The sequence below is a fragment of the Rhodococcus sp. SJ-2 genome, from assembly GCF_053750035.1.
Genome location: NZ_CM132340.1, coordinates 2,758,231 through 2,784,216, shown reverse-complemented (window position 1 = coordinate 2,784,216; position 25,986 = coordinate 2,758,231). Strand labels below are relative to the sequence as shown.

Annotated in this window: 21 protein-coding genes; 10 read left to right on the top strand and 11 right to left on the bottom strand. The window is 65.8% G+C overall.

Features of this window, described 5'->3' with window-relative positions; all coding sequences use genetic code 11:
- The gene (hsaA, locus tag ACSYG9_RS13035; RefSeq protein WP_440122933.1) at window positions 1-1,176 is read right to left on the bottom strand and encodes a 3-hydroxy-9,10-secoandrosta-1,3,5(10)-triene-9,17-dione monooxygenase oxygenase subunit; all 1,176 of its coding nucleotides are present in this window, start codon (window positions 1,174-1,176) and stop codon (window positions 1-3) included.
- 189 nt (window positions 1,177-1,365) lie between these two features.
- Here hsaA and ACSYG9_RS13030 point away from each other — a divergent pair, with 189 nt between their 5' ends.
- The 6 genes from ACSYG9_RS13030 (at window position 1,366) to ACSYG9_RS13005 (ending at window position 8,646) form a co-directional block, all read left to right on the top strand.
- Window positions 1,366-2,514 carry a Rieske 2Fe-2S domain-containing protein gene (locus tag ACSYG9_RS13030; RefSeq protein ID WP_440122932.1) on the top strand — a complete coding sequence of 383 codons (1,149 nt, stop codon included), beginning with the start codon at window positions 1,366-1,368 and terminating at the stop codon, window positions 2,512-2,514.
- 1 nt (window position 2,515) lies between these two features.
- Window positions 2,516-2,866 carry a hypothetical protein gene (locus tag ACSYG9_RS13025; protein ID WP_440122931.1) on the top strand — a complete coding sequence of 117 codons (351 nt, stop codon included), beginning with the start codon at window positions 2,516-2,518 and terminating at the stop codon, window positions 2,864-2,866.
- A 261-nt stretch (window positions 2,867-3,127) separates the two neighbouring features.
- Window positions 3,128-4,843, top strand: coding sequence for a 3-oxosteroid 1-dehydrogenase (kstD, locus tag ACSYG9_RS13020; protein ID WP_440122930.1), 1,716 nt, complete (start codon window positions 3,128-3,130; stop codon window positions 4,841-4,843).
- A gap of 51 nt (window positions 4,844-4,894) precedes the next feature.
- On the top strand, window positions 4,895-5,755 hold the full coding sequence (locus tag ACSYG9_RS13015) for a MaoC/PaaZ C-terminal domain-containing protein (RefSeq protein WP_454842755.1): 861 nt from the start codon (window positions 4,895-4,897) through the stop codon (window positions 5,753-5,755).
- Between the two features lie 29 nt (window positions 5,756-5,784).
- Window positions 5,785-7,530, top strand: a complete 1,746-nt coding sequence (locus ACSYG9_RS13010; protein ID WP_454842753.1) for a cholesterol oxidase substrate-binding domain-containing protein — start codon at window positions 5,785-5,787, stop codon at window positions 7,528-7,530.
- A 54-nt stretch (window positions 7,531-7,584) separates the two neighbouring features.
- Entirely contained in the window at window positions 7,585-8,646 is a 1,062-nt protein-coding gene (locus ACSYG9_RS13005) for an alpha/beta hydrolase (protein ID WP_454842751.1), read from the top strand.
- Here the strand turns inward: ACSYG9_RS13005 and ACSYG9_RS13000 are convergent, their stop codons facing one another.
- Window positions 8,647-9,450 carry an ABC transporter permease gene (locus ACSYG9_RS13000; RefSeq protein ID WP_440122926.1) on the bottom strand — a complete coding sequence of 268 codons (804 nt, stop codon included), beginning with the start codon at window positions 9,448-9,450 and terminating at the stop codon, window positions 8,647-8,649.
- Window positions 9,447-10,406, bottom strand: coding sequence for an ATP-binding cassette domain-containing protein (locus tag ACSYG9_RS12995; RefSeq protein ID WP_440122925.1), 960 nt, complete (start codon window positions 10,404-10,406; stop codon window positions 9,447-9,449). The genes ACSYG9_RS13000 and ACSYG9_RS12995 overlap by 4 nt, the downstream gene beginning before the upstream one ends.
- A gap of 178 nt (window positions 10,407-10,584) precedes the next feature.
- Here ACSYG9_RS12995 and ACSYG9_RS12990 point away from each other — a divergent pair, with 178 nt between their 5' ends.
- Window positions 10,585-12,213 (top strand): MFS transporter, encoded by a 1,629-nt coding sequence (locus ACSYG9_RS12990; protein ID WP_454842749.1) that lies wholly within the window; start codon window positions 10,585-10,587, stop codon window positions 12,211-12,213.
- 6 nt (window positions 12,214-12,219) lie between these two features.
- On the opposite strand, the gene ACSYG9_RS12985 is transcribed toward ACSYG9_RS12990, so the two are convergent.
- From ACSYG9_RS12985 to ACSYG9_RS12955, 7 genes are all read right to left on the bottom strand, one after another.
- Complete coding sequence (locus ACSYG9_RS12985) at window positions 12,220-13,056, bottom strand: mycofactocin-coupled SDR family oxidoreductase (RefSeq protein WP_440122923.1); 837 nt, start codon at window positions 13,054-13,056, stop codon at window positions 12,220-12,222.
- A 94-nt stretch (window positions 13,057-13,150) separates the two neighbouring features.
- A complete protein-coding gene (locus ACSYG9_RS12980; protein WP_454842747.1) occupies window positions 13,151-14,323 on the bottom strand; it encodes a lipid-transfer protein in 1,173 nt (390 codons plus the stop codon).
- Window positions 14,320-14,745 (bottom strand): MaoC family dehydratase, encoded by a 426-nt coding sequence (locus tag ACSYG9_RS12975; RefSeq protein ID WP_454842746.1) that lies wholly within the window; start codon window positions 14,743-14,745, stop codon window positions 14,320-14,322. The genes ACSYG9_RS12980 and ACSYG9_RS12975 overlap by 4 nt, the downstream gene beginning before the upstream one ends.
- Window positions 14,742-15,785 carry a bifunctional MaoC family dehydratase N-terminal/OB-fold nucleic acid binding domain-containing protein gene (locus ACSYG9_RS12970; RefSeq protein WP_454842744.1) on the bottom strand — a complete coding sequence of 348 codons (1,044 nt, stop codon included), beginning with the start codon at window positions 15,783-15,785 and terminating at the stop codon, window positions 14,742-14,744. Before ACSYG9_RS12970 ends, ACSYG9_RS12975 begins: the two co-directional genes overlap by 4 nt.
- Window positions 15,782-16,933, bottom strand: a complete 1,152-nt coding sequence (locus ACSYG9_RS12965) for an acyl-CoA dehydrogenase family protein (RefSeq protein ID WP_454842743.1) — start codon at window positions 16,931-16,933, stop codon at window positions 15,782-15,784. The genes ACSYG9_RS12970 and ACSYG9_RS12965 overlap by 4 nt, the downstream gene beginning before the upstream one ends.
- On the bottom strand, window positions 16,918-17,964 hold the full coding sequence (locus tag ACSYG9_RS12960; RefSeq protein WP_454842742.1) for an acyl-CoA dehydrogenase family protein: 1,047 nt from the start codon (window positions 17,962-17,964) through the stop codon (window positions 16,918-16,920). The genes ACSYG9_RS12965 and ACSYG9_RS12960 overlap by 16 nt, the downstream gene beginning before the upstream one ends.
- A 135-nt stretch (window positions 17,965-18,099) precedes the next feature.
- Window positions 18,100-20,241 (bottom strand): acyl-CoA dehydrogenase, encoded by a 2,142-nt coding sequence (locus ACSYG9_RS12955; protein WP_454842740.1) that lies wholly within the window; start codon window positions 20,239-20,241, stop codon window positions 18,100-18,102.
- 91 nt (window positions 20,242-20,332) lie between these two features.
- Here ACSYG9_RS12955 and kstR point away from each other — a divergent pair, with 91 nt between their 5' ends.
- Entirely contained in the window at window positions 20,333-21,010 is a 678-nt protein-coding gene (gene kstR / locus ACSYG9_RS12950; RefSeq protein WP_440122916.1) for a cholesterol catabolism transcriptional regulator KstR, read from the top strand.
- Window positions 21,011-21,116: 106 nt separating this feature from the next.
- Window positions 21,117-23,675 (top strand): trehalose-phosphatase, encoded by a 2,559-nt coding sequence (gene otsB / locus ACSYG9_RS12945; RefSeq protein ID WP_440122915.1) that lies wholly within the window; start codon window positions 21,117-21,119, stop codon window positions 23,673-23,675.
- Window positions 23,676-23,681: 6 nt separating this feature from the next.
- On the opposite strand, the gene ACSYG9_RS12940 is transcribed toward otsB, so the two are convergent.
- Window positions 23,682-24,791: a LacI family DNA-binding transcriptional regulator gene (locus tag ACSYG9_RS12940; RefSeq protein ID WP_454842738.1), complete on the bottom strand. Its 1,110-nt coding sequence runs from the start codon at window positions 24,789-24,791 to the stop codon at window positions 23,682-23,684.
- Window positions 24,792-24,943: 152 nt separating this feature from the next.
- Here ACSYG9_RS12940 and ACSYG9_RS12935 point away from each other — a divergent pair, with 152 nt between their 5' ends.
- Window positions 24,944-25,975 (top strand): metal ABC transporter solute-binding protein, Zn/Mn family, encoded by a 1,032-nt coding sequence (locus tag ACSYG9_RS12935; protein ID WP_440122913.1) that lies wholly within the window; start codon window positions 24,944-24,946, stop codon window positions 25,973-25,975.
- Window positions 25,976-25,986: the final 11 nt, after the last annotated feature.

Genomic DNA, 25,986 nt, shown 5'->3' with positions numbered 1-25,986 from the left:
TCACACCATCGTGTCGGTGAGCGGAAGACCGAACTCTGCGCCGCCGAACATCACGTACGCACGCTCGGCATCGTTGGCAGCATGCACGCGGCCGGCGTGCGCGTCTCGCCAGAAGCGCTGGATGGGTGTGCCATTGGCGAGAGCGGTAGCGCCCGAGTTCTCGAAGAGCAGGTCGATCGAGGCGATGGCGCGACCCGTCGCGCGCACCTGGTCGCGGCGCGCACGCAGGCGGAGTTCGATGGGAACGTCCTTACCGTCGAGGAGACATGCGTATTCGTCGGCGACATTGCCCGACAGCTGACGCCACGCGGCGTCGATGTCGCTGGATGCCTCGGCAATGCGGATCTTCGCGAACGGATCGTCCTTGGCCTTCTCCCCCGCGTAGGCGGCACGTACCCGTTTGCCCTGATGTTCGACGTGGGCGTCGTAGGCACCGTAGGCCATGCCGACGATCGGTGCGGAGATGGTCGTGGGGTGGATGGTTCCCCACGGCATCTTGTAGACGGGAGCCGTGTTGCGCTCCAGCCCGGGCGAGGCGAGATCGTTCATCGTCTTGAAGCTGAGGAAGCGATGTCGCGGAACGAACACGTCCTTGACGACGATGGTGTTCGAACCTGTGCCACGCAGTCCGACCACATTCCACACGTCGTCGATCTCGTATTCGGATCGCGGAATCAGGAAGCTGCCGAAGTCGACGGGACGCCCGTCCTTGATGACCGGGCCCCCGACGACCACCCAGGAAGCATGATCACTGCCCGACGACCAGGCCCAGGCACCGTTGACCTTGTAACCGCCGTCGACGACCTCGCCGGCTCCCATCGGGGCATAGGACGAGGAGATCCGTACGTCGGCGTCCTCGCCCCAGACGTCTTCCTGCGCCTGCTGATCGAACAATGCGAGGTGCCAATTGTGGACTCCGATGATTCCGGACACCCATCCGGTGGACCCGCAGGCACTCGCGATGGTGCGTACCGCGGTGTAGAAGGTGACGGGGTCTGCTTCGTATCCCCCCCACTGGGCCGGTTGCAGAAGCTTGAAGAATCCGGACTCCTGAAGCGCCTTGATCGAACTATCGGGTATGCGGCGAAGGTCCTCGGCTTCCTGCGCGCGTTCCCGCAGGCTGGGCAGCAGAGCGTCGATCCGCTGCAGTACCTCGTGGCTGTCGTGGTCGCCCACTGGACGCTCCCGTCTGGTCAGGAATTGATCACTTGCTTCGAGACTAGAACATGTTCTTATTTGTGTCGAGACCGAAGGCGTTCGGCGGCATCACCGGTTCAACGGGGACCAAAGTCCCCGTTCCCTTTCGGTCGCGGGTGAAATTCTATAACGTGTTCTACTGAGAGATCCGGAAGGAAGTGAGCGGACATGGCACAGATTCGCGAGATCGACGTCGGAGAGGCGCGGACCCGGTTCGCGCGGGGTTGGCACTGCCTCGGACTGAGTCGCAGTTTCAAAGATGGCAAGCCACACTCCGTCGAGGCCTTCGGCACCAAACTCGTGGTCTGGGCCGACAGCAACGGCGAGATCAAGGTCCTCGACGGCTACTGCAGGCACATGGGTGGCGACCTGTCCCAGGGAGAGATCAAGGGCGACTCGATCGCATGCCCTTTCCACGACTGGCGCTGGGGCGGCAACGGCAAATGCACCGACATCCCCTACGCGCGTCGCGTCCCCCCGCTCGCCCGCACTCGCGCGTGGACCACGATGGAGAAGCACGGCCAGCTGTTCGTGTGGAACGACCCGGAAGGCAACAAGCCGCCGGAGAACGTCACCATCCCCGAACTCGAGCAGTACGGGACCGACGAGTGGACCGACTGGACGTGGCATCAGATCCTCATCGAGGGGTCCAATTGCCGCGAGATCATCGACAACGTCGTCGACATGGCGCACTTCTTCTACATCCACTACGCCTTCCCCACGTTCTTCAAGAATGTGTTCGAAGGACACGTCGCGGAGCAGTACCTCAACACCCGCGGCCGCCCGGACAAGGGCATGGCCACCCAGTACGGCATGGAATCGAAACTCGAGTCGTACGCGGCGTACTACGGCCCGTCCTACATGATCAACCCGCTGAAGAACAACTACGGCGGATACGAGACCGAATCGGTGCTCATCAACTGTCATTACCCGATCACGCACGACTCGTTCATGCTGCAGTACGGCATCATCGTCAAGAAGCCGACGGGCATGAACGCAGAGCAGACCGACATACTGGCGGCCAAACTCACCGAGGGCGTGGGCGAGGGATTCCTTCAGGACGTCGAGATCTGGAAGAACAAGACGAAGATCGAAAATCCACTGCTGTGCGAAGAGGACGGTCCGGTGTACCAGCTGCGTCGCTGGTACGAGCAGTTCTACGTCGACGTCGCCGACGTCACCGACAAGATGACCGGGCGCTTCGAATTCGAGGTCGACACCGCCAAGGCCAACGAAGCGTGGGAAAAGGAAGTCGCCGAGAACCTCGAGCGCAAGGCAGCCGAAGAGGAAAAGCGTAAGCAGGAAGCGGAGGTCTGACATGAGCGCCTCGACCCGAGAAGCCAAATGGGCGAAGTCCCCGGATTTCGCCGATCGCCCCGACCGGGTCGAGGCCATCGCAGCCCAGACCGCGATAGACAAGATCAACTACCTCGACTCGGGTCTGAACGAAGTCGCGTGTCGCGAGTGCGGCACGTGCGTCCTCGTACGCAAGAACAGCTACCGGCATACAAGCGTGCAGTGGCAGGACGACCCGGCCGCGGTGTGCCCGGTCTTCCGCGCCGACGCAGCCGCCGCGGGCACATCGATCACCCCCCGCGAAGGCTGCCCGAATCTGCGCGCCAGCATCGAACAGGCCGTGATCGACGGAACGGTCCCCGTCCCGAATTGAGATTCGTTCCGCCCCGCGACATCGTGCAGGGACGGATCGCACCCACACTTCCACCACCGACGTTGCCGCGGCCTCGAACGCCGCGGCAACGTCGTCGTCGGAGTGCGCAAGTCGAGCGAGTTACCTCGAGATGTCGGTTCCGGGCACCGCGCAGACCCGTCACGCCCTGAAACAAGTTCCGGTGTGGCACGCTCGAAAGATATACGCGATTCACAAGGAGGGGATGGACTCCGGACACCCTCATTCTATAACGTGTTCTACATGAGTGAGCAGGAGTACGACATCGTCGTCGTCGGCAGCGGCGCCGGCGGCATGACCGCCGCGATCACCGCTGCCCGCAAGGGCGCAAGCGTCGTCCTGATCGAAAAGGCACCCCACTACGGCGGCTCGAGCGCGCGCTCCGGTGGCGGCGTGTGGATCCCCAACAACGACGCCCTGAAGGCCGCGGGCATAGAGGACACCCCGGAAGCCGCACGCACCTACCTCCACAGCATCATCGGCGACGTCGTTCCGGCCGAGCGGATCGACACCTACATCGACCGCGGACCCGAGATGCTGTCGTTCATCCAGAAGAACAGCGCACTCGAACTCGCTTGGGTTCCAGGGTATTCCGACTACTACCCCGAAGCGCCCGGCGGACGTGCCGGTGGCCGCTCGGTGGAACCGAAGCCGTTCGACGGCAATCGTCTCGGCGACGACCTGAAGCTCCTCGAACCCGACTACGTCAAGGCACCACCGAACTTCGTCATCACCCAGGCCGACTACAAGTGGCTCAACCTCCTGATGCGCAACCCGCGCGGCCCACTGCGCGCAGCGAAGGTCGGCGCACGATTCGTCTGGGCCAAGATCACCAAGAAGAATCTGCTGGTCCGTGGGCAGGCCCTGATGGCGGGGCTGCGCATCGGCCTGCGCGACGCGGGTGTTCCCGTGCTGCTCGACACCGCCCTTGTCGAACTCGTCGTCGAAGACGGAGTCGTGAGCGGAGTTCGCGTCGAATCCGACGGTGAGCAGCGAACCATCCACGCGCGCAAGGGCGTCGTCCTCGCGACCGGCGGATTTGAACACAACCTCGAGATGCGTGAGCAGTACCAGCGTCAGCCGATCGGCACCGAGTGGTCGGTGGGCGCGAAAGCCAACACCGGCGACGGCATCCGCGCGGGCCAATCTGTTGGGGGCGCAGTCGATTTCATGGACGATGCCTGGTGGGGTCCGTCGTTCCCTCTCACCGGCGGCCCGTGGTTCGCGCTGTCCGAGCGCAGCCTTCCCGGCTGCATGATGGTCAACAGCGCAGGCAAGCGGTTCGTCAACGAATCCGCCCCGTATGTCGAGGCCACCCACGCCATGTACGGCGGAGAGCACGGCCGCGGCGACGGGCCCGGAGAGAACATCCCCGCGTGGCTCGTCCTCGACCAGCGCTACCGCAACCGGTACACCTTCGCAGGCATCACGCCCGGTCAGCCGTTCCCGAAGCGATGGTTCAAGGCGGGAGTGATCGTCAAGGCCGACACCGTCAGTGAACTTGCCGAGAAGATCGGCGTTCCGGCGTCTGCGCTCTCCGAGACCGTCGAGCGATTCAACGGTTTCGCCCGCTCGGGCAAGGACGAGGACTTCGGTCGCGGCGAGTCGAAATACGACCACTACTACGGCGATCCCCGCAACAAGCCCAACCCCAGCCTCGCGGTGATCGGCAAACCGCCGTATTACGCGATCAAGGTGGTTCCGGGCGACCTCGGCACCAAGGGTGGTCTCGTCACCGACGTCGACGCACGCGTCCTGAAGGAGGACGGCACGGTCATCGACGGGCTGTACGCGACCGGCAACGTGAGCTCCCCCGTGATGGGCCACACCTACGCCGGCCCAGGCGCCACTATCGGCCCCGCGATGACCTTCGGCTACCTGGCCGTGCTCGACATCCTCCGCAGGAACGGGGCCCATTCAGCGGAAGACACCGTCGCCGACACCGCCGATCACGCTTAGGCTGCGCCCACCCGGCGCCGAAGTGCGGCCCGGCAGCGAGAAAGGACCCCTGTGCCCATCGACCCCTCAGTCGCCATCGGCGCAACACTCCCCGCCCAAGAATTCTCGTGGAGCAGCAGCGACGTCCAGCTCTACAATCTCGGACTCGGTGCAGGCGGCCGCCCCACCGAAGCCGGTGAGCTGCGCTACCTGCGCGACGGTGATCCTCAGGTGCTCCCCACCTTCGCGACGGTGGCCGCGACATTCCACGACACCGAACCCCCGAAGGTATCCTTCCCGGGTATCGAGATCGATCTGGCGAAGGTCGTGCACGGTAGCCAGGAAGTGCAGGTCCACGCGCCGATCCCCGCGTCCGGCAAAGCCCGCACCACCACGCGCATCGCCGAGGTGTGGGACAAGGGCAAGGCCGCGGTCATCGTGCAGGAATCCGTCACCGAGGACCTCGACGGAAACCCGCTGTGGACCGCGCGGTCGTCGATCTTCGCGCGCGGAGAAGGTGGTTTCGGCGGTGAGCGCGGACCGTCGGAAGCGCTCGCCCTGCCCGACCGCGATCCGGATGCCGAGTTCGACGTCCCGACGCTGCCCCAGCAGGCACTCCTGTACCGCCTCTGCGGCGACCGTAACCCCCTCCACTCGGATCCGGAATTCGCGAAGGCTGCAGGGTTCCCGGCGCCGATTCTTCACGGCCTGTGCACCTACGGGACCGTCTGCAAATCGATCACCGACCACCTCCTCGATTCCGACGCGACACGTGTCGCCGGGTTCCGCGCAAAGTTCGCCGGCGTCGTGTTCCCGGGTGAGACACTGCGCGTACGCGTGTGGAAGAGCGGCAACCAGCTACTCGCCACTGTCACCGTCGCAGACCGAGATCTTGCACCAGCCCTGGCCGATGTGGTCCTCACCGTCGCGTGAGTCCACCCTCGTGGAAAGCTGTCCGATAAATGACGATTCGAGATTCTGCACCGCGCTTTTCCCGGCGGGGATTCCTCGCCGTCGGCGCCGGCGCACTGGCCGCGACCGCTGTCGGCGGCTGGACACCCGCGCACGCGATTCCATTCGGATCGTCCGATGCGACGCTTCCAGCGCCGCCGTCGTTCCCGGAGGGAATCGATCTGTACCAGCAGGCGTACCAGAACTGGTCCAAAGAGATCATGCTCGACTCGATCTGGACGTGCGCACCGAACAATGCCGATGACGTGGTGCGGCTGACCAATTGGGCCCACGAGAACGGCTACACCATCCGGCCGCGGGGTGCAATGCACGGCTGGACGCCGCTTACGATCGTCAACGGCGCTCCGGTCGACCGAGTGATCCTCGCCGACACCATGCTTCACCTGAATTCGGTGAGCGTGAACCCGGGTGGCGATCCGGCCACGGTGACGGCAGGACCCGGCGCCACACTCGATGCGATCACGTCGGCATTGCAGGCCCACGGACTCGGGTTCGCGAATCTTCCCGCACCCGGTGTGCTGTCGATTGCCGGGTCGCTCGCAGTCAACGCCCACGGGGCAGCGCTTCCGGCCGACGGCGAAAACAATGTTCCGGGACATACTTTCGGTTCGCTGAGCAATCTCGTCACCGAACTGACCGCCGTCGTGTGGGACGGCAGCAAGTATGCGTTGCGCACCTTCACCCGCGCAGACCCCGATATCACTGCGCTTCTGACGCACCTCGGTAGAACGTTCCTGACGTCGGTCACGCTCCAGGCCGGACCCAACTACCGGATGCGGTGCCAGAGCTTCACCGATATCGACTGGCGCGAACTGTTCTCGCCTGCAGGCGCTTCGGGTCGTACGTTCGAATCGTTCGTGAGCAGCACCGGCCGGGCGGAAGCAATCTGGTATCCGTTCACGGAGAAGCCGTGGATGAAGGTGTGGTCACTCGCGCCGGACAAACCTGCCGAGTCGCGCGAGGTCACGGGGCCCTACAACTACCCGTTCTCCGACAACGTCCCCGAGCCGATCACCGATCTGCTCGGCCAGCTGACGGGCGGAAACCCGCAGATCGCGCCACTTTTCGGTCAGACGTACTACGGGGTGACCGTTGCGGGGCTCGCAGCGACTGCGTCGTCGGACATCTGGGGCTGGTCCAAAGACCTGCAGTTCTACATCAAAGCCACCACTCTGCGTCTGACCGAGGGCGGTGGCGCAGTGCTGACCAACCGCGCCAACATCGCCAACGTCATCCATGACTTCACCCAGTGGTTCAACGAACGGATCGAGCACTATCGCGGCCTCGGCCAGTTCCCGCTCAACGGTCCCGTCGAGATTCGTTGCTGTGGTCTCGACCAGCCCTCCGACGTGCGCGTGCCCTCTGCCGGTCCGCCGACCATTTCCGCGACGCGTCCACGTCCCGACAAGCCCGAGTGGGACACCGCGATCTGGCTGAATGTGCTGGGTGTTCCAGGCACACCGGGCATGTTCGCGTTCTATCGCGAGATGGAGCAGTGGATGCGCCAGCGCTACAACGGCGGTGATTCGACCTTCCGTCCCGAGTGGTCGAAGGGCTGGGCGTTCGGACCCGAACTGCCGTATACGGACGACCACATCATCACCCAGGGCCTGCCCGATACCTATCGCGAAGGTGTTCCCAACGATGAGAATTGGGATAGTGCGCGGACGGTGTACAACCGGCTCGACCCACACCGGGTCTACAGCAACACCTTCATCGACCGGCTGCTTCCCTGACCGGACTCGGCCCTGCCCGGTGAAGGTGCGCGAGGTTTGTTAGGGTTCGCAATCATGCGAGGTCTTCGAAGTGTGATCGGTGCAGCGACGATTCCCCTGCTCGTAGTCGCGGGTGGTGCGACATTTGCGGGTACCGCGTCGGCGCTGCCCGACACCGGATCCGTGATCGCCCCGGCAGGCACCGACACCGAGGTCACGTTCGATGCGTCGGGGACGACCTTCCACGGCAGCCTGCGCAACCCCGACGGTGAGATCAAGGGCGCAGCGCTGTTGTTGCCGGGCAGCGGAGTCACCGACCGGAACGGCAACCAGGCACCGTTGATGGTGGCAGACACCCTGCTTCGTGTCTCCGACTCGCTCGCCGCCCACGGGATCGCGAGCCTCCGCTTCGACAAGATCGGTGCGGGCGCCACCGGTCTCGGGTCGTACGCTCCCGAGACCGGAAAGGTGTACGGGTTCACCGATCAGGTCGATCACGCTCAGGCCGCTGCCGAGTTGCTCTCGGAGCGCACCGGATTTACGACCGACGACATCCTGGTGCTGGGTCACAGCGAAGGCGGTCTCACCGCGCTCGCACTGGCACAACGCGGTGTCGGCGACGGCTACGGGCTACTTGCACCGCTGTCGATGCGCTACCTCGACCTGCTGCGCGGCCAGCTCGAGTCGCTCGCAAATTCGGGGCAGCTCCCCGAGTCCGACGCCGACGCACTGCGCACCGACATTCCCCGCGCGATCGAGTCGCTCCGCACCACCGGCACCGTCCCGGAGGGCTTGAGCCCGATCATGGCGCAGTTCGGATTCAATGATTTCACCGCGACGTTCCTGGCCGAGGCCGACGCACTCGATCCCCCGGAGCTGGCCGCGTCACTCCCGGACGGCACCCCCGTCCTGCTGACGTGCTCCGACAAGGACCTCAACATCAGTTGCGATCAGATCGAGCCGCTGCGGGTCTCGCTCGAACACACGGATCTGCAGTTCGGGCACTTCACGACTGCCAATCACACGCTCGAAGAGCTCGGCCCGCTGCCCGCCGGCGGCGCCGACGGCCCGGTGCTGCTGCCCGCATCGACCGAGTTCGCGACCGCGATCAACGGATGGGCCGCACAGCGCGGCTGATCACCGACTCACCGCCTTCTTGTAGCGACGGATCGCGAACGGCACGAACACAACCAGCATCAGCGCGGTCCACAACAGCGACGCAATGATGGGGTTCTGCAGGGGCCACACCTCCGGCACGGGCATCATCGGGTTCGTGTTGCCGAACAACTCGCGGACGGCCTGGGTCACCGCTGACACCGGGTTCCATTCGGCGAACGTGCGCAGGACGGTCGGCATCTGTGAGGTGTCGACAAATGTGTTGGCGATGAACGACAGCGGGAAGATCACCATGAAGCTGGCATTGTTGAACACCTCGGGCGTGCGAATCCACATGCCCACCACCGCCATGAGCCAGGACAGGGCGTACGCGAACAGCAGCAGCAACACGTAACCACCGAGCGCCTCGAGCGGCGACGAGGTGATGCGCCAGCCCACGATCAGACCGGTCAGCGACATGACGACCAAGCTCACGATGTTGATGAGCACGTCGGTGGAGGTGCGGCCGATCAGCACCGCCGACGGCGCCATCGGCAACGTCCGGAATCGGTCGATGATGCCCTTCTGGAGGTCTTCGACCATGCCGAGGCCCGTCCATGTCGCGCCGAAGATGACCGTCTGCGTGAACACGCCCGCAATGAGGAACTCCCGGTACGACGTACCGGGGATTTGAATCGCGCTGCCGAACACGTACGCGAACAGCAGTACGAACATGATCGGCGACAGCGTCGTGAAGACGATCAGGTCGGGTACACGTTTGATCTTGATCATGTTGCGTTTGGCGATGGTCAGACCGTCGGATGCGGTCATCTGCAGAGTGTTCACGTCGCGCTCTCCTCGATTTTCTCCTCCGCCTCGTGACCTGTCAGGGTGAGGAACACGTCGTCCAGGGTGGGCCGACGCAACGTGACATCGGTGACCTGGACACCGGCCTCCGCGACCCGCCCGAGCGCGGCGACGAGCAGTTCGGTGCCGCCGGTGGAGGGCACGATCACCCGGCCCGATTCGATGCGGATATCTCCGGCAGCAAGCTCCGCCAGAGCTTCACGAGCGGTCTCGATCTGCCGGGCGTCGGGAATTGCCAGCTCGATACGTTCACCGCCGACGAGCGATTTGAGTTCGTCTGCGGTCCCCCGGGCGATGATGGTGCCCCGATCGATCACGACGATGCGGTCGGCCAGACGTTCCGCCTCGTCCATGTACTGCGTGGTGAGCAGCAGAGTGGTGCCACGTTCGACGAGTTTCTCGATGATGTCCCACAAATCGAGGCGGGCGCGGGGATCGAGGCCCGTGGTGGGCTCGTCGAGGAACAGGACGGGAGGCTCGGCGACCAGTGCGCCGGCGAGGTCGAGCCGGCGCCGCATTCCACCCGAATAGGTCTTCACGGGACGATCGCCTGCTTCGACGAGGTCGAATTGGCCGAGCAACTCGCGTGCCCGCTCACGGCTTCGTTTGACACCGAGATGGTAGAGACGGCCGACCATTTCGAGGTTCTCGTATCCGGTGAGGTATTCGTCGACCGCGGCGTACTGACCGGACGCCCCGATCTGGGTCCGCAGAGCGGCGGCCTCGGCGACCACATCGAATCCGGCGACCTCGGCGCGGCCACCGTCGGGGACGAGCAGTGTGGTCAGTACGCGGACCGCGGTGGTCTTCCCGGCGCCGTTGGGACCGAGCAGCGCCGTGATCGTGCCCTCCGGAACACGGAGATCGATTCCGTCCAGCGCGGTGAAGTTCCCGAACCGCTTGATCAATCCTTCTACGACAATGGCGTCGGCCATATGTTCTCCCCTGGATTTCGGGTGCTCGCCCAGTGTGCACCAGGGCACCGACACGTGCGACCGATTTTTGCCCGCGAGCCCGGCGTGGAGTTCGATCGAGTCACTCCTTTGCCGCGCCGGGCTGCTGTACTTTGTGTGCACTGCGGGATTCACTTCTGGACTCGGAAGCCGGTTCACCATGAGTACTGGTCGCGATTCGGGTGGTGTCGATTCGGCGCCGGACAGTCGATCCGGCTCCGCTCTGATCCTGGCCGTGTTGGCGTCCGGCCAATTCCTGATGACGCTCGACAGTTCGGTGATGAACGTATCGATGGCGACTGTCGCGCAGGACCTGGATACGACGATCACCGGTATCCAGACCGCGATCACGTTGTACACGCTGGTGATGGCGTCCCTGATGATCACGGGCGGCAAGATCGGCGCGGCACTCGGGCGACGCCGCGCTTTCGGCATCGGTCTCGTGATCTACGGCGTCGGCTCGCTCGTCACCGGGCTCGCCCCGAATCTTCCGATCCTGCTGGTGGGATGGTCGCTCCTCGAAGGCATCGGCGCGGCCCTGATCATGCCGGCGATCGTCTCGCTCGTCGCCGCGAACTTCCCACCGGAACGTCGCGCCGCAGCCTACGGTCTCGTCGCGGCGGCCGGCGCGATGGCCGTCGCCGTCGGTCCCCTGCTCGGCGGCGCCGTGACGACCTTCGCTTCGTGGCGGTACGTATTCTTCGGTGAGGTCGTGGTGGTGGCGCTGATCCTGCTCGTGCTGCGGCGGGTTCGAGATGTCCCGCCGTCGCCGGTCTCGATCGATGTGCCCAGCGCGATCCTGTCCGTCGCGGGGCTCGCGATGATCGTGTACGGCGTGCTGCGGTCGAGCGAATGGGGATGGGTGCTCGCATCGCCCTCCGGTCCGCAGGTCATCGGCATGTCACCGGTGATCTGGCTGGTGCTCGGCGGGTTGCTCGTGCTCTATCTGCTCATGCGACGGCAGCACGCGCTGATCGGCAAGGGCCGCGATCCACTCGTCGATCCGGCGCTGTTCGAGAACCGCCAGCTCACCGGTGGAGTGACGATGTTCTTCGCACAGTTCGCAGTACAGGCCGGGGTGTTCTTCGCAGTCCCGCTGTTCCTGTCGGTGGTGCTGGAATTGAGCGCACTCGAGACCGGCGTGCGAATCCTTCCGCTCTCGATCGCACTCGTCCTGGCTGCGGCCGGTATCCCCAAACTCCGGCCACACGCGAACCCTCGACGGGTGGTACGACTCGGACTCGCGTCGATGATCGTGGGAATCACGATCCTCACCGCCGGAATGGATCCCGGCGCGAACGCCGCGGTCGTCGCGATTCCGATGCTGTTCATGGGCCTGGGCCTCGGGGCCCTGTCCTCACAGCTCGGGGCGATCACGGTGTCCGCGGTGCCCGATGCGCAGAGCGCAGAGGTCGGCGGTGTGCAGAACACCGCCACCAACCTCGGCGCTTCGCTCGGCACGGCACTGATCGGTTCGATCCTCATCGCGACGCTGACCACCTCGGTCGCCGGAGGCATCGAGGACAACCCGGAGATCCCGGCATCCGTCCAGCAACAGGCCACCACGCAGATCACGAACGGAGTGCCGTTCTTGTCGAACACCGAACTCGACAACGCGCTGGTGACCACGGGCCTGGACGAGCCGACGCGCGACGCCGTCGTTGCCGTGAACAGCGACGCGCGCCTCGAGGCCCTGCAGGTGGCGTTCGCCGTGACAGCGTTGATTGCGGTCGCGGCACTGTTCGGGACGGGTCGACTACCGACCCGAGCCGTCGGGTCGGAGCCGTGAGCAGACCTATCCGGTGACGCGCGCGGCGTTCCCCGCGTCGATCGGGAGCACGGTTCCGCTGATGTGTGCGGACGCCTCGTCGCAGAAGAACAACACCGCGCGCGTGATCTCGGCAGGTTCGAGCCACGGCACGGGCTGCGCGTGCAGCGACGTGAAGACCGGAGCGACATCGTCGGCGGTGGGATTCTCCAGATCGGGCCGGAGCATGCCGTAGAGCGCGTCGTTGTGGATCATCGGAGTGGAGATATTGCCGGGTGCGATGGCATTGACGGTGATCCCGTTCTGCGCGAGATCCAGCGCGGCGCTCTTGGTCAGGCCGATGACACCCCACTTGGATGCACCGTAGGCCACCATGTTGGTGTTTCCGGCGCGCCCGAGCATCGACGAGATCGTCACGATCCGCCCGTATCCGCGCTCGATCATCCCCGGGGCAACGGACGCGATCGTGTTGAACACACCCGTGAGGTTCGACGAGATCGTCTCGTCCCACATGGCCTGCGGCATCGACTGGACCGGCGCCGCCGTCGACACCCCGGCGTTGGCGACCGCGATGTCGATGCGGCCGAACTCGTCGTGGGCGCGTGCGACGAGCCGGTCCATCGCGGCGCGATCCGCGGTGTCGAGCTTCTCCGAGACGACCTTCGCACCTGCGGCTTCGGCCAGACGCACCGTTTCCGCGAGGTCGTCCTCGGTGGCGAGAGGGTAGCGCACGACGGGCGAATCCTCGCAACGGTCGCACAGGACGAGATTCGCTCCCGCCTCCGCGAATGCCAGTGCGTGCGAGCGCCCCTGGCCGCGAGCGGCTCCCGTGACGAACGCGACCTTGCCCTCGAAGTTGCTCATGCCGTTCCCTTCTCGATTCCTGGCTACTGACCCGGTCTACACCACAGTCCGGTGTCGCGCCCGGAATTCTCCCGCCGACCGGGAGTACGCCGGGTCAGGACCGGGACAGCATCAGACCCGACGTCGGGACACCGGTCCCCGCGGTGACGAGTACATTTTCGACGGTCTCCACCTGGTTCACGGACGTCCCGCGAATCTGGCGGACGCCCTCGGCGATGCCGTTCATGCCGTGGATGTAGGCCTCACCGAGCTGGCCACCGTGGGTGTTGAGCGGCAGGTGCCCGCCGAGTTCGATTCCGCCGTCGGCGATGAAGTCCTTCGCTTCGCCGGGTTTGCAGAAGCCGAGTTCCTCGAGCTGCATCAGCACATACGGGGTGAAGTGGTCGTAGAGCACCGCGGTCTGCACGTCCTGCGGAGTCAAACCCGACTGCTCCCACAGCTGATTGCCGACGATGCCCATCTCGGGCAGTCCCGTCAGGCCGTCCCGGTAGTAGCTGGTCATGATGTACTGATCCGGCCCGCTGCCCTGCGCAGCCGCCGTGATGATCGCCGGCGCGTGCTTCAGGTCTTCGGCACGCTCCGGAGTCGTGATCACAAGCGCCACACCACCATCGGATTCCTGGCAGCAGTCGAGCAGGTGCAGCGGCTCTGCGATGCACCGGGAACTCTGGTGATCCTCGATCGTGATCGGCTTACCGTGGAAGAACGCCTTGGGGTTCGTCGCCGCGTGTTTGCGGTCGGCGACCGCGACGGCACCGAAGTCTGCACTGGTGGCGCCCGTGACGTGCATGTAGCGCTGCGCGGTCATCGCGACGAACGAGGCGGGGGTGCTCAGGCCGTGCGGGTAGGAGAAAGCGTTGTCGGTACCCGATGAATTCACCTGGGTTGCAAGGGCACCGTTCACCTGCCCGTAGCGGGCACCGGAGCGTTCGTTGAAAGCACGGTAGGCGACGACGACGTCGGCGACACCGGTCGCGACGGCCATCGCGGCCTGCTGCACAGTCGCGGCCGCAGCCCCGCCGCCGTAGTGGATGCGGGAGAAGAACTTCAGGCTCGGGATACCGACCGACCGCGCGACTGCCACCTCGGTGTTGGTGTCCATCGTGAAGGAGACGAGTCCGTCGACGTCGGCCGGCGTGAGTCCGGCGTCGTCGAGGGCATCGGTCACCGCTTCAGCGGCGAGGCGCAGTTCGCTGCGCCCGGAGTCCTTGGAGAAATCGGTCGCGCCGATTCCGGCGATCGCAGCCTTACGCGACAGCCCGCTCATGCGGTTCCCCCTTCGGATGCGCCCTCACCTGCGAGGAACGTGGCTTTCGCGACGATGTGGTTGCCGAGTGAGTTGCTGCCCACGATATCGACGGTGATGACTCCGTCGTCGGCGATGCCGGCGACGGTGCCGTTCAGCGTGAGCGTGTCGTACGCGTACCACGGGACACCGAGGCGCAGCGAGATGGACTTCACGACGGCACGCGGTCCGGCCCAGTCGGTCAGGTACCGCTGGACCAGTCCGGTGTCGGTGAGGATGTTGACGAAGATGTCCTTCGAGCCGCGCTGCTGAGCCAGGTCACGGTCGTGGTGGACGTCCTGGAAATCCCTGGTGGCCAATGCCGTCGAGATGACGAAGGTCGGGTCGCCGTGGATGGACAGAGGTGGGAGCTTCTCCCCCACCGTCGTCGCGGGTGTGCTCACGCGTCCTCCTCACGGGGTTGCCATGCGTAGAGAGTCCAGGGGCTTCCGCCGGTCTCGTCGTCGCCGGGGAAGTCGAGATAGGTGACCTGTACGGGCATTCCGATCTTCACGTCGGATGGGTCGACGTCGCGCAGCTCGCCGAGCATGCGGATTCCTCCCCCGTCGCTTCGCTCGCCCCTGTCCCCCTCCTCGAGTTCGACCAGCGCCACCACGAACGGGAGTTGCCTTCCGGGGGCCTTCGGCGCGTGGTGCACCACGAAGCTGAACACGGTGCCGCGACCGCTCGAAACCAGGTAGTCGGTCGTCTCGTTCTTGTCGAGCCACAGCGCGGGCACCGGCGGATGCTGCAGTGACCCGTCGGGCCGGCGCTGGATCCGCAGCTCGTGCTCGGCGACACCGTCCCAGAAGAACTTCGTATCGTGCGACGCGGACGGGCGGAGCATGCGGGTCGGGTCGAGATCCTCCGGTACCTGCTGCGCTGCAACCGTCTTCGATGCTCCACCATCTGAGGCGGGGGGCGCGAACTTCAGAATGCGGAAGATCATCTCGGCGACCGCTTCGTCGCCGACCTTCCAGATGTTGCGGGTGGTGAAGAACCACCCCTCACCGAGTCCGGTCTTCTTGGGTCCGACGACGTCCTCGAGCGTGGACTCGATCGTCACCTCTTCACCCGGGCGAAGGTAGCGGTGGTAGATCTGGTCGCAATTGGTCGCGACCACCGATGTGTAACCGGCCTCGTCGAGGATGGCGGTCATCCGGCCGAGTGGATCATCCTTCTCCCGTTCGGCGCCGAGGCCGCGCATCGTCCACACCTGCGCCATCGCGGGAGGTGCGACGAGACCTTCGTGACCGGCCGCAATGGCCGCGGCTTCGTCGGTGTAGATGGGGTTGTCGTCGCCCAGCGCCTCCACCCAGTTTCGGACCATCGGCATGTTCACCGGGTCGCGCCCCCAGCGGGGGGAGGAGGCCCCATCGGCACGAACCGCGTCGGCTGAGGCGAGGATCTCTTCGGCTGTGCTCATCGTGTTCGCCTCCGTCATCGCGGCACCCGGGGCATCCCGAGACCGGCTGTTGCGATCAGTTCCCGCATCACCTCGTTGACGCCGCCGCCGAAGGTGATGACGACGTTCCGCTTGGCCTGCATGTCGAGCCAGCTGAGCAGCGCACCGGTATCCGGGTCGGCGGGATCCCCGTAGCGTCCGACGATCTCTTCGGCGAGCATGCCGACCCGCTGGATGCGCTCGGTGGCGAAAACCTTGGTGGCCGACGCGTCGGCGATGTCCACGGCGTCTCCGTCGCTCGACGCCACCTGCCAATTGAGCAGTTCGTTGAGCCGGTACGTCGCGTGGATCTCACCGAGTGCGCGGCGCACCTCGGGTTCGTCGGTGAGCTTGTGTTCGCGCACCCACTCGACGAGGTGCTCGTAGATGCCCGCAACCTTGCCTGCCGGTCCGAGCATGACGCGCTCGTGGTTGAGCTGCGTCGTGATCAGGCGCCAGCCCTTGTTCTCTTCGCCGACGAGCATGCTCGCGGGCACTCGCACGTCGCTGTAGTACGTGGCGTTGACGTGGTGGGCGCCATCGGCGGTGATGATCGGGGTCCAGCTGAAGCCGGGATCGCTGGTGTCGACGATGAACACCGAGATACCCCGGTGGCGGGAATCCGCGGAACCGGTGCGAGCGGCGAGCCAGATGTAGTCGGCGTCGTGACCGCCGGTGGTGAAGATCTTCTGGCCGTTGATCACATACTCGTCGCCGTCGCGGACGGCAGTGGTGCGCAGCGCCGCGAGGTCGGTTCCCGCTTCGGGCTCGGAGTAGCCGATGGCGAAATGGACTTCACCGGCGAGGATTGCAGGCAGGAACTTCTGTTTCTGCTCGTCGGTGCCGTACACCTGCAGGGTCGGGCCTACGGTCTGCAGAGTGACGCTGGGCAGGGGCACGTCGGCCCGGACGGCTTCGTTGGCGAAGATCTGCTGCTCGACATCACCGAAACCGTGGCCGCCGAATTCCTTGGGCCAGCCGACGCCCAGCCAGCGGTCCTTGCCCATGCGCCGGATCACATCTCGGTAGGTGGGTCCGTGCCGCTCGGTGCGCATGATCTCGGCCTCCTCGGGCGAGATCAGGTTGGAGAAGTAGCCGCGCAGTTCGGTCTGCAGTGCGCGCTGGTCTTCGGTCAGTTCGATGAACACCGGGCCCCCACGAGGTCGAGTCGGTACGAAGCGCCGCCGAGCAGGCGCGCAATATCCTTGGCCAGAGACGAATACCTGTGCATCGGATAGGTTTCGTCGACGCCGATGCCGCCGTGCAGGTGATGCAGCACGCGCATCGCCGGGAGCAGTTCCGCGGCGATCCAGTAGGCAGTGACGTCGAGATCATCTGCAGCGTCGAGATTCTCGGAGATCCGCCAGATCGTCGACAGTGCCGCAACGTGCAGGGTACGGGCGGTGACGTAGACGTCGGCAATCTGCTGTGCGACGGCCTGGAAGGCCGCGAGCGGCTTGCCGAATTGGTGGCGTTCGCTCACGTGCTTCGCGGTGAGTTCGGTGGCTCCGGTGAGTAGTCCATCGGAATACGCGGCGATCCCCGTTGTCGCGAGGCTGTACAGGGTCTGGACGTCGGACGCTGCGTCGCCGCCGCCGAGCCGCGTACCGACTGCGGACTCGAGCCGGACGGAGAATTCGGGGGTGTGCGCCGAGGTGGGGCTCTCGAGCAGGGTCACTCCGTCGGCGTCCGGCGCTACTGCGACGACTCCGGCGTTGGTGGGAACGAGGATGCTCTGCGCGCGATCCGCGTAGGGCACCGCGACGAACGAACCGGTGACTGCGATACCACCGTCGACCTCGACGACTGTGGCGGAGGGCGTCTGCGGGAAGGGCCGGCCCGGTTCGGCGAGTGCTGCGGTGAGGACTCCTCCGGAGGCAACCTCGCCCAGCAGCGCGTCCTGCTGCTCTTCGGTCGCGAGTGCGAGTACCGGGAGCACACCGAACCCGATGGTGGGTAGCGCCGGGACCAGTGCCGCAGCGCGGCCGACCTCGGTGAGGACGGTGAGGGCCTCGGCGACTCCGAGTCCGGAACCCCCGAGTCGTTCGGGTAGTGCCAGCGAAAGGAGATCCGCGCCCGCGAGCGCAGACCACAATTCGTCGGAGTCGAGCCCCCGACCGAGCAGGTCGGCGGCAACTCCGGCCACTTCCTCCTGCGTCTCGTCACGTGCGAAATCCACCGTAACCGCCTTCTAGTTAGAACGTGTTCTAGTTGTAGCACCATTCCGGTGTCGGCGAAACCGCCATCTGCCCGTATCGTGCACGCCTCGGGGAGTCACCGTCGAGCTCGTCCCGACCTTCGGGACTCCGTTCCGTCAGCTCCTGGGTAGCCCCAGGAGGCGTTCAGCGGCGACGGTGAGCAGAATCTGCTCCGTGCCGCCCGCGATGCTCAGGCAGCGCAGATTGAGGAACTCGCGGGTCAGGGGGCCCTCCACCCACCCGGCCTCCCCCGCAAGATCCATCGCGAGCTCCGCGGTGTCCTGCCGCTGACGCACTCCGATCAGCTTCCGCACGCTCGACGCAGGCCCCGGGTCCTGTCCCTCGAGTTGCGCGAGCGTAGTGCGCAGGTCCAGCAGCGAACCGACCAGCGCCTCACCGATCTGGACGCCGATGCGGTCGTCGGCCACCGCGTCGCCCGGTGCAGCCAGGCTGAGGAGCTCTTCGATCGCGGGACCGAGCGACGATTTTCCGCCCATCGCGACCCGCTCGTTCGCCAATGTGGTCCGAGCAAGTTTCCAGCCGCCGCCGAGTGAACCGACGACACAGTCGTCGGGCACGAACACCGAGTCGAGGAACACCTCGTTGAACAACGCGTCGCCGGTGATCTCCCGAAGCGGTGCGACGGCGATGCCCGCAGATCTCATATCGACGAGGAAGTATGTGATGCCCTTGTGCTTCGGAACGTCCCGGTCGGTGCGAGCCAGGCAGATGGCCCAGTCCGCCTGGTGCGCGAGCGAAGTCCATACCTTCTGCCCCTGCAGTTTCCAACCGCCGTCGACCTTCTCCGCTGTGGTACGCAGTGCCGCGAGGTCCGATCCGGCACCGGGCTCGGAGAACAGCTGGCACCACACGATGTCGCCGCGGAGGGTGGGCATCGCGAAACGTTCGATCTGCTCGGCGGTTCCGTGTTCCAGAATGGTCGGCACCGCCCACCAGCCGATCACGAGGTCCGGACGCGAGATACCCGCGGCAGCGAGCTCTTCCTGAATCAGCAGCTGTTCGGCCGGCCCGGCCCCGCGCCCGTACGGAGCCGGCCAATGCGGTGCGAGACAACCTGATTCGGCAAGTGCTACCCGGTGCTCGGATTCAGGACGCGAAGCGATCGCCGCAATCTCGCCGCGGATGCGTTCACGATCGGCGGCATGCCCCGACAGATCGATGCCGAGATGACGGCGCGCACCTCCGCGGGTCAGATCGGTCAGGCGTGCGCGCCACGTGGTCGAACCCCCGAGCAGCTGCCGCGTGGCGACCGCACGCCGCAGGTAGAAGTGCGCGTCGTGCTCCCACGTGAAACCGATTCCGCCGAGTACCTGGATCGCATCCTTGGCGGTCTCCACGGCAGCGTCCAGTGACACCGCGGCAGCGACAGCAGCCGCAACAGGCAGCTCTGCCGCATCTGAATCCGCGGCGACAGCCGCATCCCAGGCGAGGGTTCGGATCTTCTCTGTGCGGCAAAGCATTTCCGCGCACAAGTGCTTGATGGCCTGGAACGAGCCGATGGGCTTGCCGAACTGCTCGCGGATCTTGGCGTATTCGACGGCGGTGGTCAGTGCCCAGCCTGCGACACCGGCGAGTTCGGCTACCGAGAGCGCAACGATGAGATCGCGGACGAATCCCGGTGGGGTTTGCACCATTCGCTCGGCGGGAACAACCGTCCCGCCGAGTCGTACCCGTGCGAGGGGTCGAGACTTGTCGATCGTCTCGAGCGCGTCCAGATGCAGGCCCGGCGCATCGGAGTCCACCAACGCCCAGCACTCGGCCCCATCGGCATCGGTGTCGAGGCGGACGAGAACTGCGACACCGGACTCCGCCGCAATCACGGCACCGGCTCCGCCGGTGAGCACAGCCCCGTCGGCAGTGAGTTCCGCGGCGACCGGGTCGAGTGCGAGGGCCGTGGGCAGTGCGCCTTCGGCGAGCAGGGTGGCCGTCTTCCCTACTGCGTCCCCACCGCGACCGAACACGAGCGCTGCGACCGCGGTGGTCACGACGGGTCCTGGGGCAAGTTCGTGCGCGGCCTGTTCGAGCATGACGGCCAGGTCGACCACAGTGGCACCGAGCCCGCCGGCCTCTTCCGGAACAGCAACACCGAACAGGCCGAGTTCGGCGAGCGATGCCCAGCCCTCGCGCCAGGCGTCACCGGGGTCGCGACGTATCCTCGACACCGGCTCCACGCCTCGTGACCAGGCCCGAACAGAGGCCTGAACGGCCCGCTGCTCCTCTGTCATGGCAATACTCACAGCGGGACTCCGACCTTTCGAAATGACATCATTACCTAGAACGTGTTCTAATATGACACCGGTCCAGAGTCAAGGTGTGAGGAAACGATCTATGGTCACCCCGTCCCGCTCGCGTTCCAACGGCAACGGAACCCTGGCCGCCCTCACCGAGGACGATCTCAGTTCCAACGCCCAGAAGGAACGGCGCAAGCGGATACTCGATGCCACCCTGACGCTCGCGTCCAAGGGTGGATACGAGGCCGTGCAGATGCGCGCCGTGGCGGAACGCGCAGATGTCGCGGTGGGCACGCTGTACCGGTACTTCCCGTCGAAGGTGCACCTGCTGGTCTCGGCACTCGGACGTGAGTTCGCCCGCATCGAGGGCAGGGGGAAGATCCCGCCCGGACACAGTCCACTCGAACGCATGCACCTGATCCTCAGCCTGATCACCAAGGCCATGCAACGCGACCCGCTGCTCACCGAGGCAATGACACGGGCGTTCATGTTCGCCGACGCGTCGGCAGCCGCCGAGGTCGACCAGGTGGGCAAGCTCATGGACCGACTCTTCGCCAAGGCGATGAACGAAGGCGAACCCACCGAGGAAGAACTCGCGATAGCGCGCGTCATCAGCGATGTGTGGCTGTCCAACCTCGTGGCGTGGCTGACTCGCCGGTCTTCGGCCACCGACGTTGCACGCCGCCTGGAACTGACCGTCGACCTGCTGCTCGGCGATTCCCCCCGCGAGGTCTACTCCACGCCGGGTGGCGCCGAGTCGCGCAGCGATTCCTGAGCAGAACGACTCTTTCATCCAGCACTTCGCGGGTGTAACGCGAAACACCCCCGCGATTGCCTCCACACGGGTGGGTGCACCGGCTTTTTCGCCTACCTTGGGACAGGTGAGCGCACTAGACCTCCCCATCGAGCTGCGCCGGGCGCTGGCCGCCGTCGCACGCGCGCCCCGGTTGCTGGTTGCGAGCGACTACGACGGCACCTTGTCTCCCATCGTGTCCGATCCCGACAACGCTCATCCGCACGCCGAAGCAGTCCGCGCCATGCGGGGCCTCGCGGTTCTGCCTGCGACGTCCGCGGCGGTGATCTCGGGGCGCGCGCTCAAGGATCTGGCAGCGCTTTCACGTCTGCCGGTGGAGGTCAAGCTCGTCGGAAGTCACGGCTCCGAGTTCGATGTCGGATTCGTGCACGCGATCGACGACGAATCCAAGAGCCGGCTCCGTTACATCGTCACGGGACTCGAGGCCATCGCGAGCCGATTCCCCGGTACCAGGGTGGAGGCGAAACCCGCCAGCGCCGCCCTCCACGTACGCAACGCCGAGTGCGGGGACGCCGAACACGCCCTGACTGCGGTACGCGGCGACCTCGCGTTGCTGCCCGGCATCCAGGTCACCGAAGGCAAGGCCGTCATCGAGCTGTCCGTCGTCCCGACCGACAAGGGCAGCGCACTCGACATCATCCGGCACCAGGAAGCCTCCAGCGCCGCCGTGTTCTTCGGCGACGACGTCACCGACGAGAAGGCATTCGCTTCCTTGCGCGGACCCGACGTCGGCATCAAGGTGGGCGAAGGCGCGACGGTCGCCGAGTACCGGGTGGACCGCTCCGAGGACGTGATCGCGGCGCTGGCATTCCTTCTCGAAGAACGCCGCACGTGGCTCTCGGGTGCGCATGCCAGCCCGATCGAGCGACTCACCATGCTCGCAAGCCCGCGTTCGAAGGCGCTGGTCACCCCCGATGGCACCATCACCTGGCTGTGTCATCCCGAGCCCGATTCGGCCGCGATCTTCGCGCATCTCCTCGGCGGCGACGCTGCTGGTCATTTCACTATCGGACCGACGCGCGAAGCACTTCCGCTGAGTCAGCGGTACATCGACTCGACGATGACGGTCGTGACCCGCTGGGCGAGCCTCGCGGTGATCGACTACCTGCCGCACGACGTCGAGGCCGGCCGCACCGACCTGACACGGGTCATCTCCGGCCGGGCAACGGCGGTCGTGACATTTGCACCGCGTCCCGAATTCGGCCAGGGCCAGGTGGTCCTCGAAGCCGTCGACGAAGGCCTACGGGTGCACGGCTTCAACGAACCGTTCGTCCTGCGGTCGCCGGGAGTCCGCTGGGACATCACCAGCGAGGGCGTCCACCAGACCGCCCACGCTGTCGTCGATCCTGCCGACGGCGACATAGTCTTGGAATTACGTTGCGGTACAGATGATCTCGAGAAGCACCCGACATCGGAGGTGGAACGGCGGGCACACGCGGAAGCGTACTGGTGGCAGTGGGCCGCCGAACTCGACCTCCCCACACTCAAGCCGGATCTCGCCAAGCGGTCGGCACTGACGTTGCGCGGCCTCGTTCACGAGCCGACCGGGTCGATTCTCGCTGCGGTGACCACCTCACTGCCCGAGGAGATCGGCGGGGTACGCAACTGGGACTATCGGTACTGCTGGCTGCGAGATGCGGCACTGACGTCGCATGCGCTCGTCGACGTGGGCTCCCTCGTCGAGGCGGAGAACTACCTCGACTGGGTGCACGACGTCCTCGAGACCCTACCCGGGCCCGAGCGCCTGCACCCGCTCTACACGCTTGCGGGTGGCCCGTTGCCACCGGAGGCCGTTCTCGATTCCCTTCCCGGATACGCCGGTTCACGACCGGTGCGCGTCGGTAACGCGGCCAACCAGCAGGTTCAGCTCGATGTGTTCGGTCCCATCGTGAACCTGATCGCCGCAATCGCTCACCGGCGTGATGCACTCGGCGCCGACCGGATCTCTGCGCTCACCGATCGCGACTGGGAGCTGGTCTGCTCGATGGTCACAGCGGTCGAGCGCCGCTGGTTCGAACCTGATCACGGCATCTGGGAGATCCGCGACAACCCTCGACACCACGTCTATTCGAAGGTGATGGGCTGGCTCACCGTCGACCGGGCCCTCACTCTCGCCGATACGTTCTCCCGCCCCGCCGGTGAAGGGTGGGAATCCCTGCGCGACGAAATCGCGGAGGAGGTCCTCGAGAAGGGCTGGAACGACGACGTCCGCTCCTACACCGCCGCATACGACGGCTCCGACCTCGATGCGGCAACTCTGTTCATCGGGCTGACCGGACTGATCGATCCCACGGACGAGCGGTTCCGCGAGACGGTCCGCGCCACCGAAGCGGAACTGCGAAGCGGTTCGACGGTGTACCGGTATCGCCATGAGGACGGGCTACCGGGCATCGAAGGCGGCTTCCACCTGTGCGCGGCGTGGCTCGTCGAGGCGTATCTGCTCATCGGGCAGCGCAACGACGCGGAGGCACTGTTCGCACAACTCGTCGCCGCGGCAGGCCCGACCGGACTGCTCAGCGAGGAGTACGATCCGGTCGCCGAGCGGTCGCTGGGCAATCACCCGCAGGCCTACAGCCACATCGGCCTCTTGCGCTGCGCGCAGCTGCTCGCCGCCAACCCCGCCTGAGCCGGCCTACTCGGCGTACCAGCCGGTGCTCTCGACCGGCCCAGAGGTCTTACCGAAGACGAGCTGGGTGTCGAGGGTCTCGATCTCGGGGATGCCCGAGTGCACGGGCGAGGCCAGCAGGAGCTCACCCGCGCGACGTCCCTTGTCCTTCTGAGGCTGGCTCACCGTGGTCAGACCTTCGCGCAGTGCCTCGTCGACGCCGTCGAACCCGGTGATCGACAGGTGTCCGGGGACGTCGAGCCCCGCCTGGTCGGCCCATGCGAGCGCACCGAGCGCCAGCACGTCGGTGGTGCACATCAGCGCAGTGATCCGCGGATTGACGCTCATGATCTGCGCCGCAGCAGACTGCCCGTCGCCGGAGGTGTGGGTGAAACGCTCGACGACGGTGAGCGCGGAATCGTCGAGCCCGGCGTCGCGCATGGCGTCGCGCACGCCGAGTATCCGCTCATGTTGGACGTGGAAGCCCGTGTCTTCGAGCGCAGCGAGGTCCACGACACCGTCGTGTCGTTCGCGACCGAGCCGCATGCAGACGATCCCGAACTCGCAGTGACCGAGCTCGATCAGGTGGGCGGCGAGGTCACGCATGGGCGAGCGGTCGTCGATGCCCACGACGGGCGCCGCCCCGATACCGCGAGGCTGGTCGCATGCAACGATCGGCAGGTGTCGTTCGAGCACAGCGGCCAGATACGGATCCTCGGGCGGCACGGAATAGACGACGAACCCGTCGACGGACGAGCGATGCACGACCTGCGCGGCCTCGGTGTCGGTGAGGCCCGGCCCCGCCGGAATGAGCAGCAGGCCCTGCCCGGCAGCCTCACAGGCTTCGGAGAGGCCGGAGAGAAAACTCATCGCTGCCGGGTCGCGGAACGAATAGCTCAGCGCTTCGGTGAGTAGTACTCCGACCGCGCCTGCCTTGCGGGTACGCAGGGATCGGGCCATCGGGTCGGGGCCGGCGTAGCCCCGGCGTTTGGCGACCTCGAAGACTCGTTCGCGCAGTTCAGTGGACAGTTGGTCGGGCCGGTTGTACGCGTTCGAGACCGTGGTGCGAGAGATTTTCAGCTCGGCGGCGATCGACGCCAGGGTTGCCTGTCGGCGCGGCTGACGGGACCTGGACATGATCGGACCGTAGTCCTGTGTCGATGCTCACGACCAGGCGGGTTGGGCGGAATGCGCGGAATCGTCCGCTAAAGTGGAACGGTAACGGTTTCCAATAGCGTTAGGGTGGCCTCATCACCTTCCCCCGCGCCCCGATTCAGGAGAGAACAACAGTGCGTATGTCCTCCCGCGCCGCGCTTGCTGCGGCCACCCTGTCGTGTGCCACCGTCCTCGCAGCGTGTGGCTCCGGCACGACCGGCGACTCGGGCTCGGACGACGAACTGAGCGTGGTCGCGTCGACGAACGTGTGGGGCTCGATCGCCCAGGCCGTCGCGGGCGACCGGATCGAGGTCGAGTCGCTGATCTCCGAACCGAGCGCAGATCCACACTCCTACGAGGCCAGTCCACTCGATGCCGCTGCCATCAGCGACGCGTCGCTGGTGGTCTACAACGGCGGCGGATACGACCACTTCGTCGATGACATCCTCGAGTCCGTCGGTGGCGACGTCCCCACCGTCGAGGCGTTCGCACTGTTCGAGTCGGGTGAATACAGCGACCTGCACGCAGGCCACGACCACGGCACGGACCACGACGCCCCCGCCTCGGATGCTCCGGCGACGGACGAGGCCGCCCCCGGTCATGACGGCCACGATCATGACGGCCACGATCACAGCGGCATCAACGAACACGTCTGGTACGACCTCGCGACCGCGGACGCGGTCGCGCACGCCGTCGCCGAGCAGCTCGCAGGCCTCGACCCCGACGGCGCGCAGGTGTACCGCGACAACGCCGCGGCGTTCCACGAGAGCCTGCACGGCATCTCGGACGTCACGGCTCGGATCGCGGAGACCCACGCCGACGCGCCCATCGTCCAGACCGAGACCATCGGCCAATACCTCGTGCTGGCGGCCGGTCTCGACGACGTGACTCCCACCGATTTCACCAACGCGATCGAGAACGGCACCGACCCGTCGCCCGCGAGCATCGCCGAGACTCGGCAACTGCTGCTCGACAAGAAGGTCGGAGTCCTGCTCTACAACCCGCAGACCGAGGACAAGGTGAGCAGGGAGATGCGCTCGGCTGCCGAGTCTTCGGGCATTCCCGTCGTCGAGGTTTTCGAGACCCTGCCCGAGGGCGTCGATTACATTCAGTGGCAGACCACGACCGCCGAGTCGCTCGCCACCGGACTCGATTCTGCGTCGTAAATCCTCACCAC

Coding starts and splice junctions, on each gene's coding strand:
- ACSYG9_RS12980 (WP_454842747.1), bottom strand. CDS start 14,323: ATGAGCGGGCTGTCGCGTAAGGCTGCGATCGCCGGAATCGGCGCGACC.
- kstR (WP_440122916.1), top strand. CDS start 20,333: ATGGTCACCCCGTCCCGCTCGCGTTCCAACGGCAACGGAACCCTGGCC.
- ACSYG9_RS13030 (WP_440122932.1), top strand. CDS start 1,366: ATGGCACAGATTCGCGAGATCGACGTCGGAGAGGCGCGGACCCGGTTC.
- ACSYG9_RS13010 (WP_454842753.1), top strand. CDS start 5,785: ATGACGATTCGAGATTCTGCACCGCGCTTTTCCCGGCGGGGATTCCTC.
- kstD (WP_440122930.1), top strand. CDS start 3,128: ATGAGTGAGCAGGAGTACGACATCGTCGTCGTCGGCAGCGGCGCCGGC.
- ACSYG9_RS12940 (WP_454842738.1), bottom strand. CDS start 24,791: ATGTCCAGGTCCCGTCAGCCGCGCCGACAGGCAACCCTGGCGTCGATC.
- ACSYG9_RS12970 (WP_454842744.1), bottom strand. CDS start 15,785: ATGACGGAGGCGAACACGATGAGCACAGCCGAAGAGATCCTCGCCTCA.
- ACSYG9_RS12985 (WP_440122923.1), bottom strand. CDS start 13,056: ATGAGCAACTTCGAGGGCAAGGTCGCGTTCGTCACGGGAGCCGCTCGC.
- ACSYG9_RS13005 (WP_454842751.1), top strand. CDS start 7,585: ATGCGAGGTCTTCGAAGTGTGATCGGTGCAGCGACGATTCCCCTGCTC.
- ACSYG9_RS13025 (WP_440122931.1), top strand. CDS start 2,516: ATGAGCGCCTCGACCCGAGAAGCCAAATGGGCGAAGTCCCCGGATTTC.
- ACSYG9_RS12995 (WP_440122925.1), bottom strand. CDS start 10,406: ATGGCCGACGCCATTGTCGTAGAAGGATTGATCAAGCGGTTCGGGAAC.
- ACSYG9_RS12990 (WP_454842749.1), top strand. CDS start 10,585: ATGAGTACTGGTCGCGATTCGGGTGGTGTCGATTCGGCGCCGGACAGT.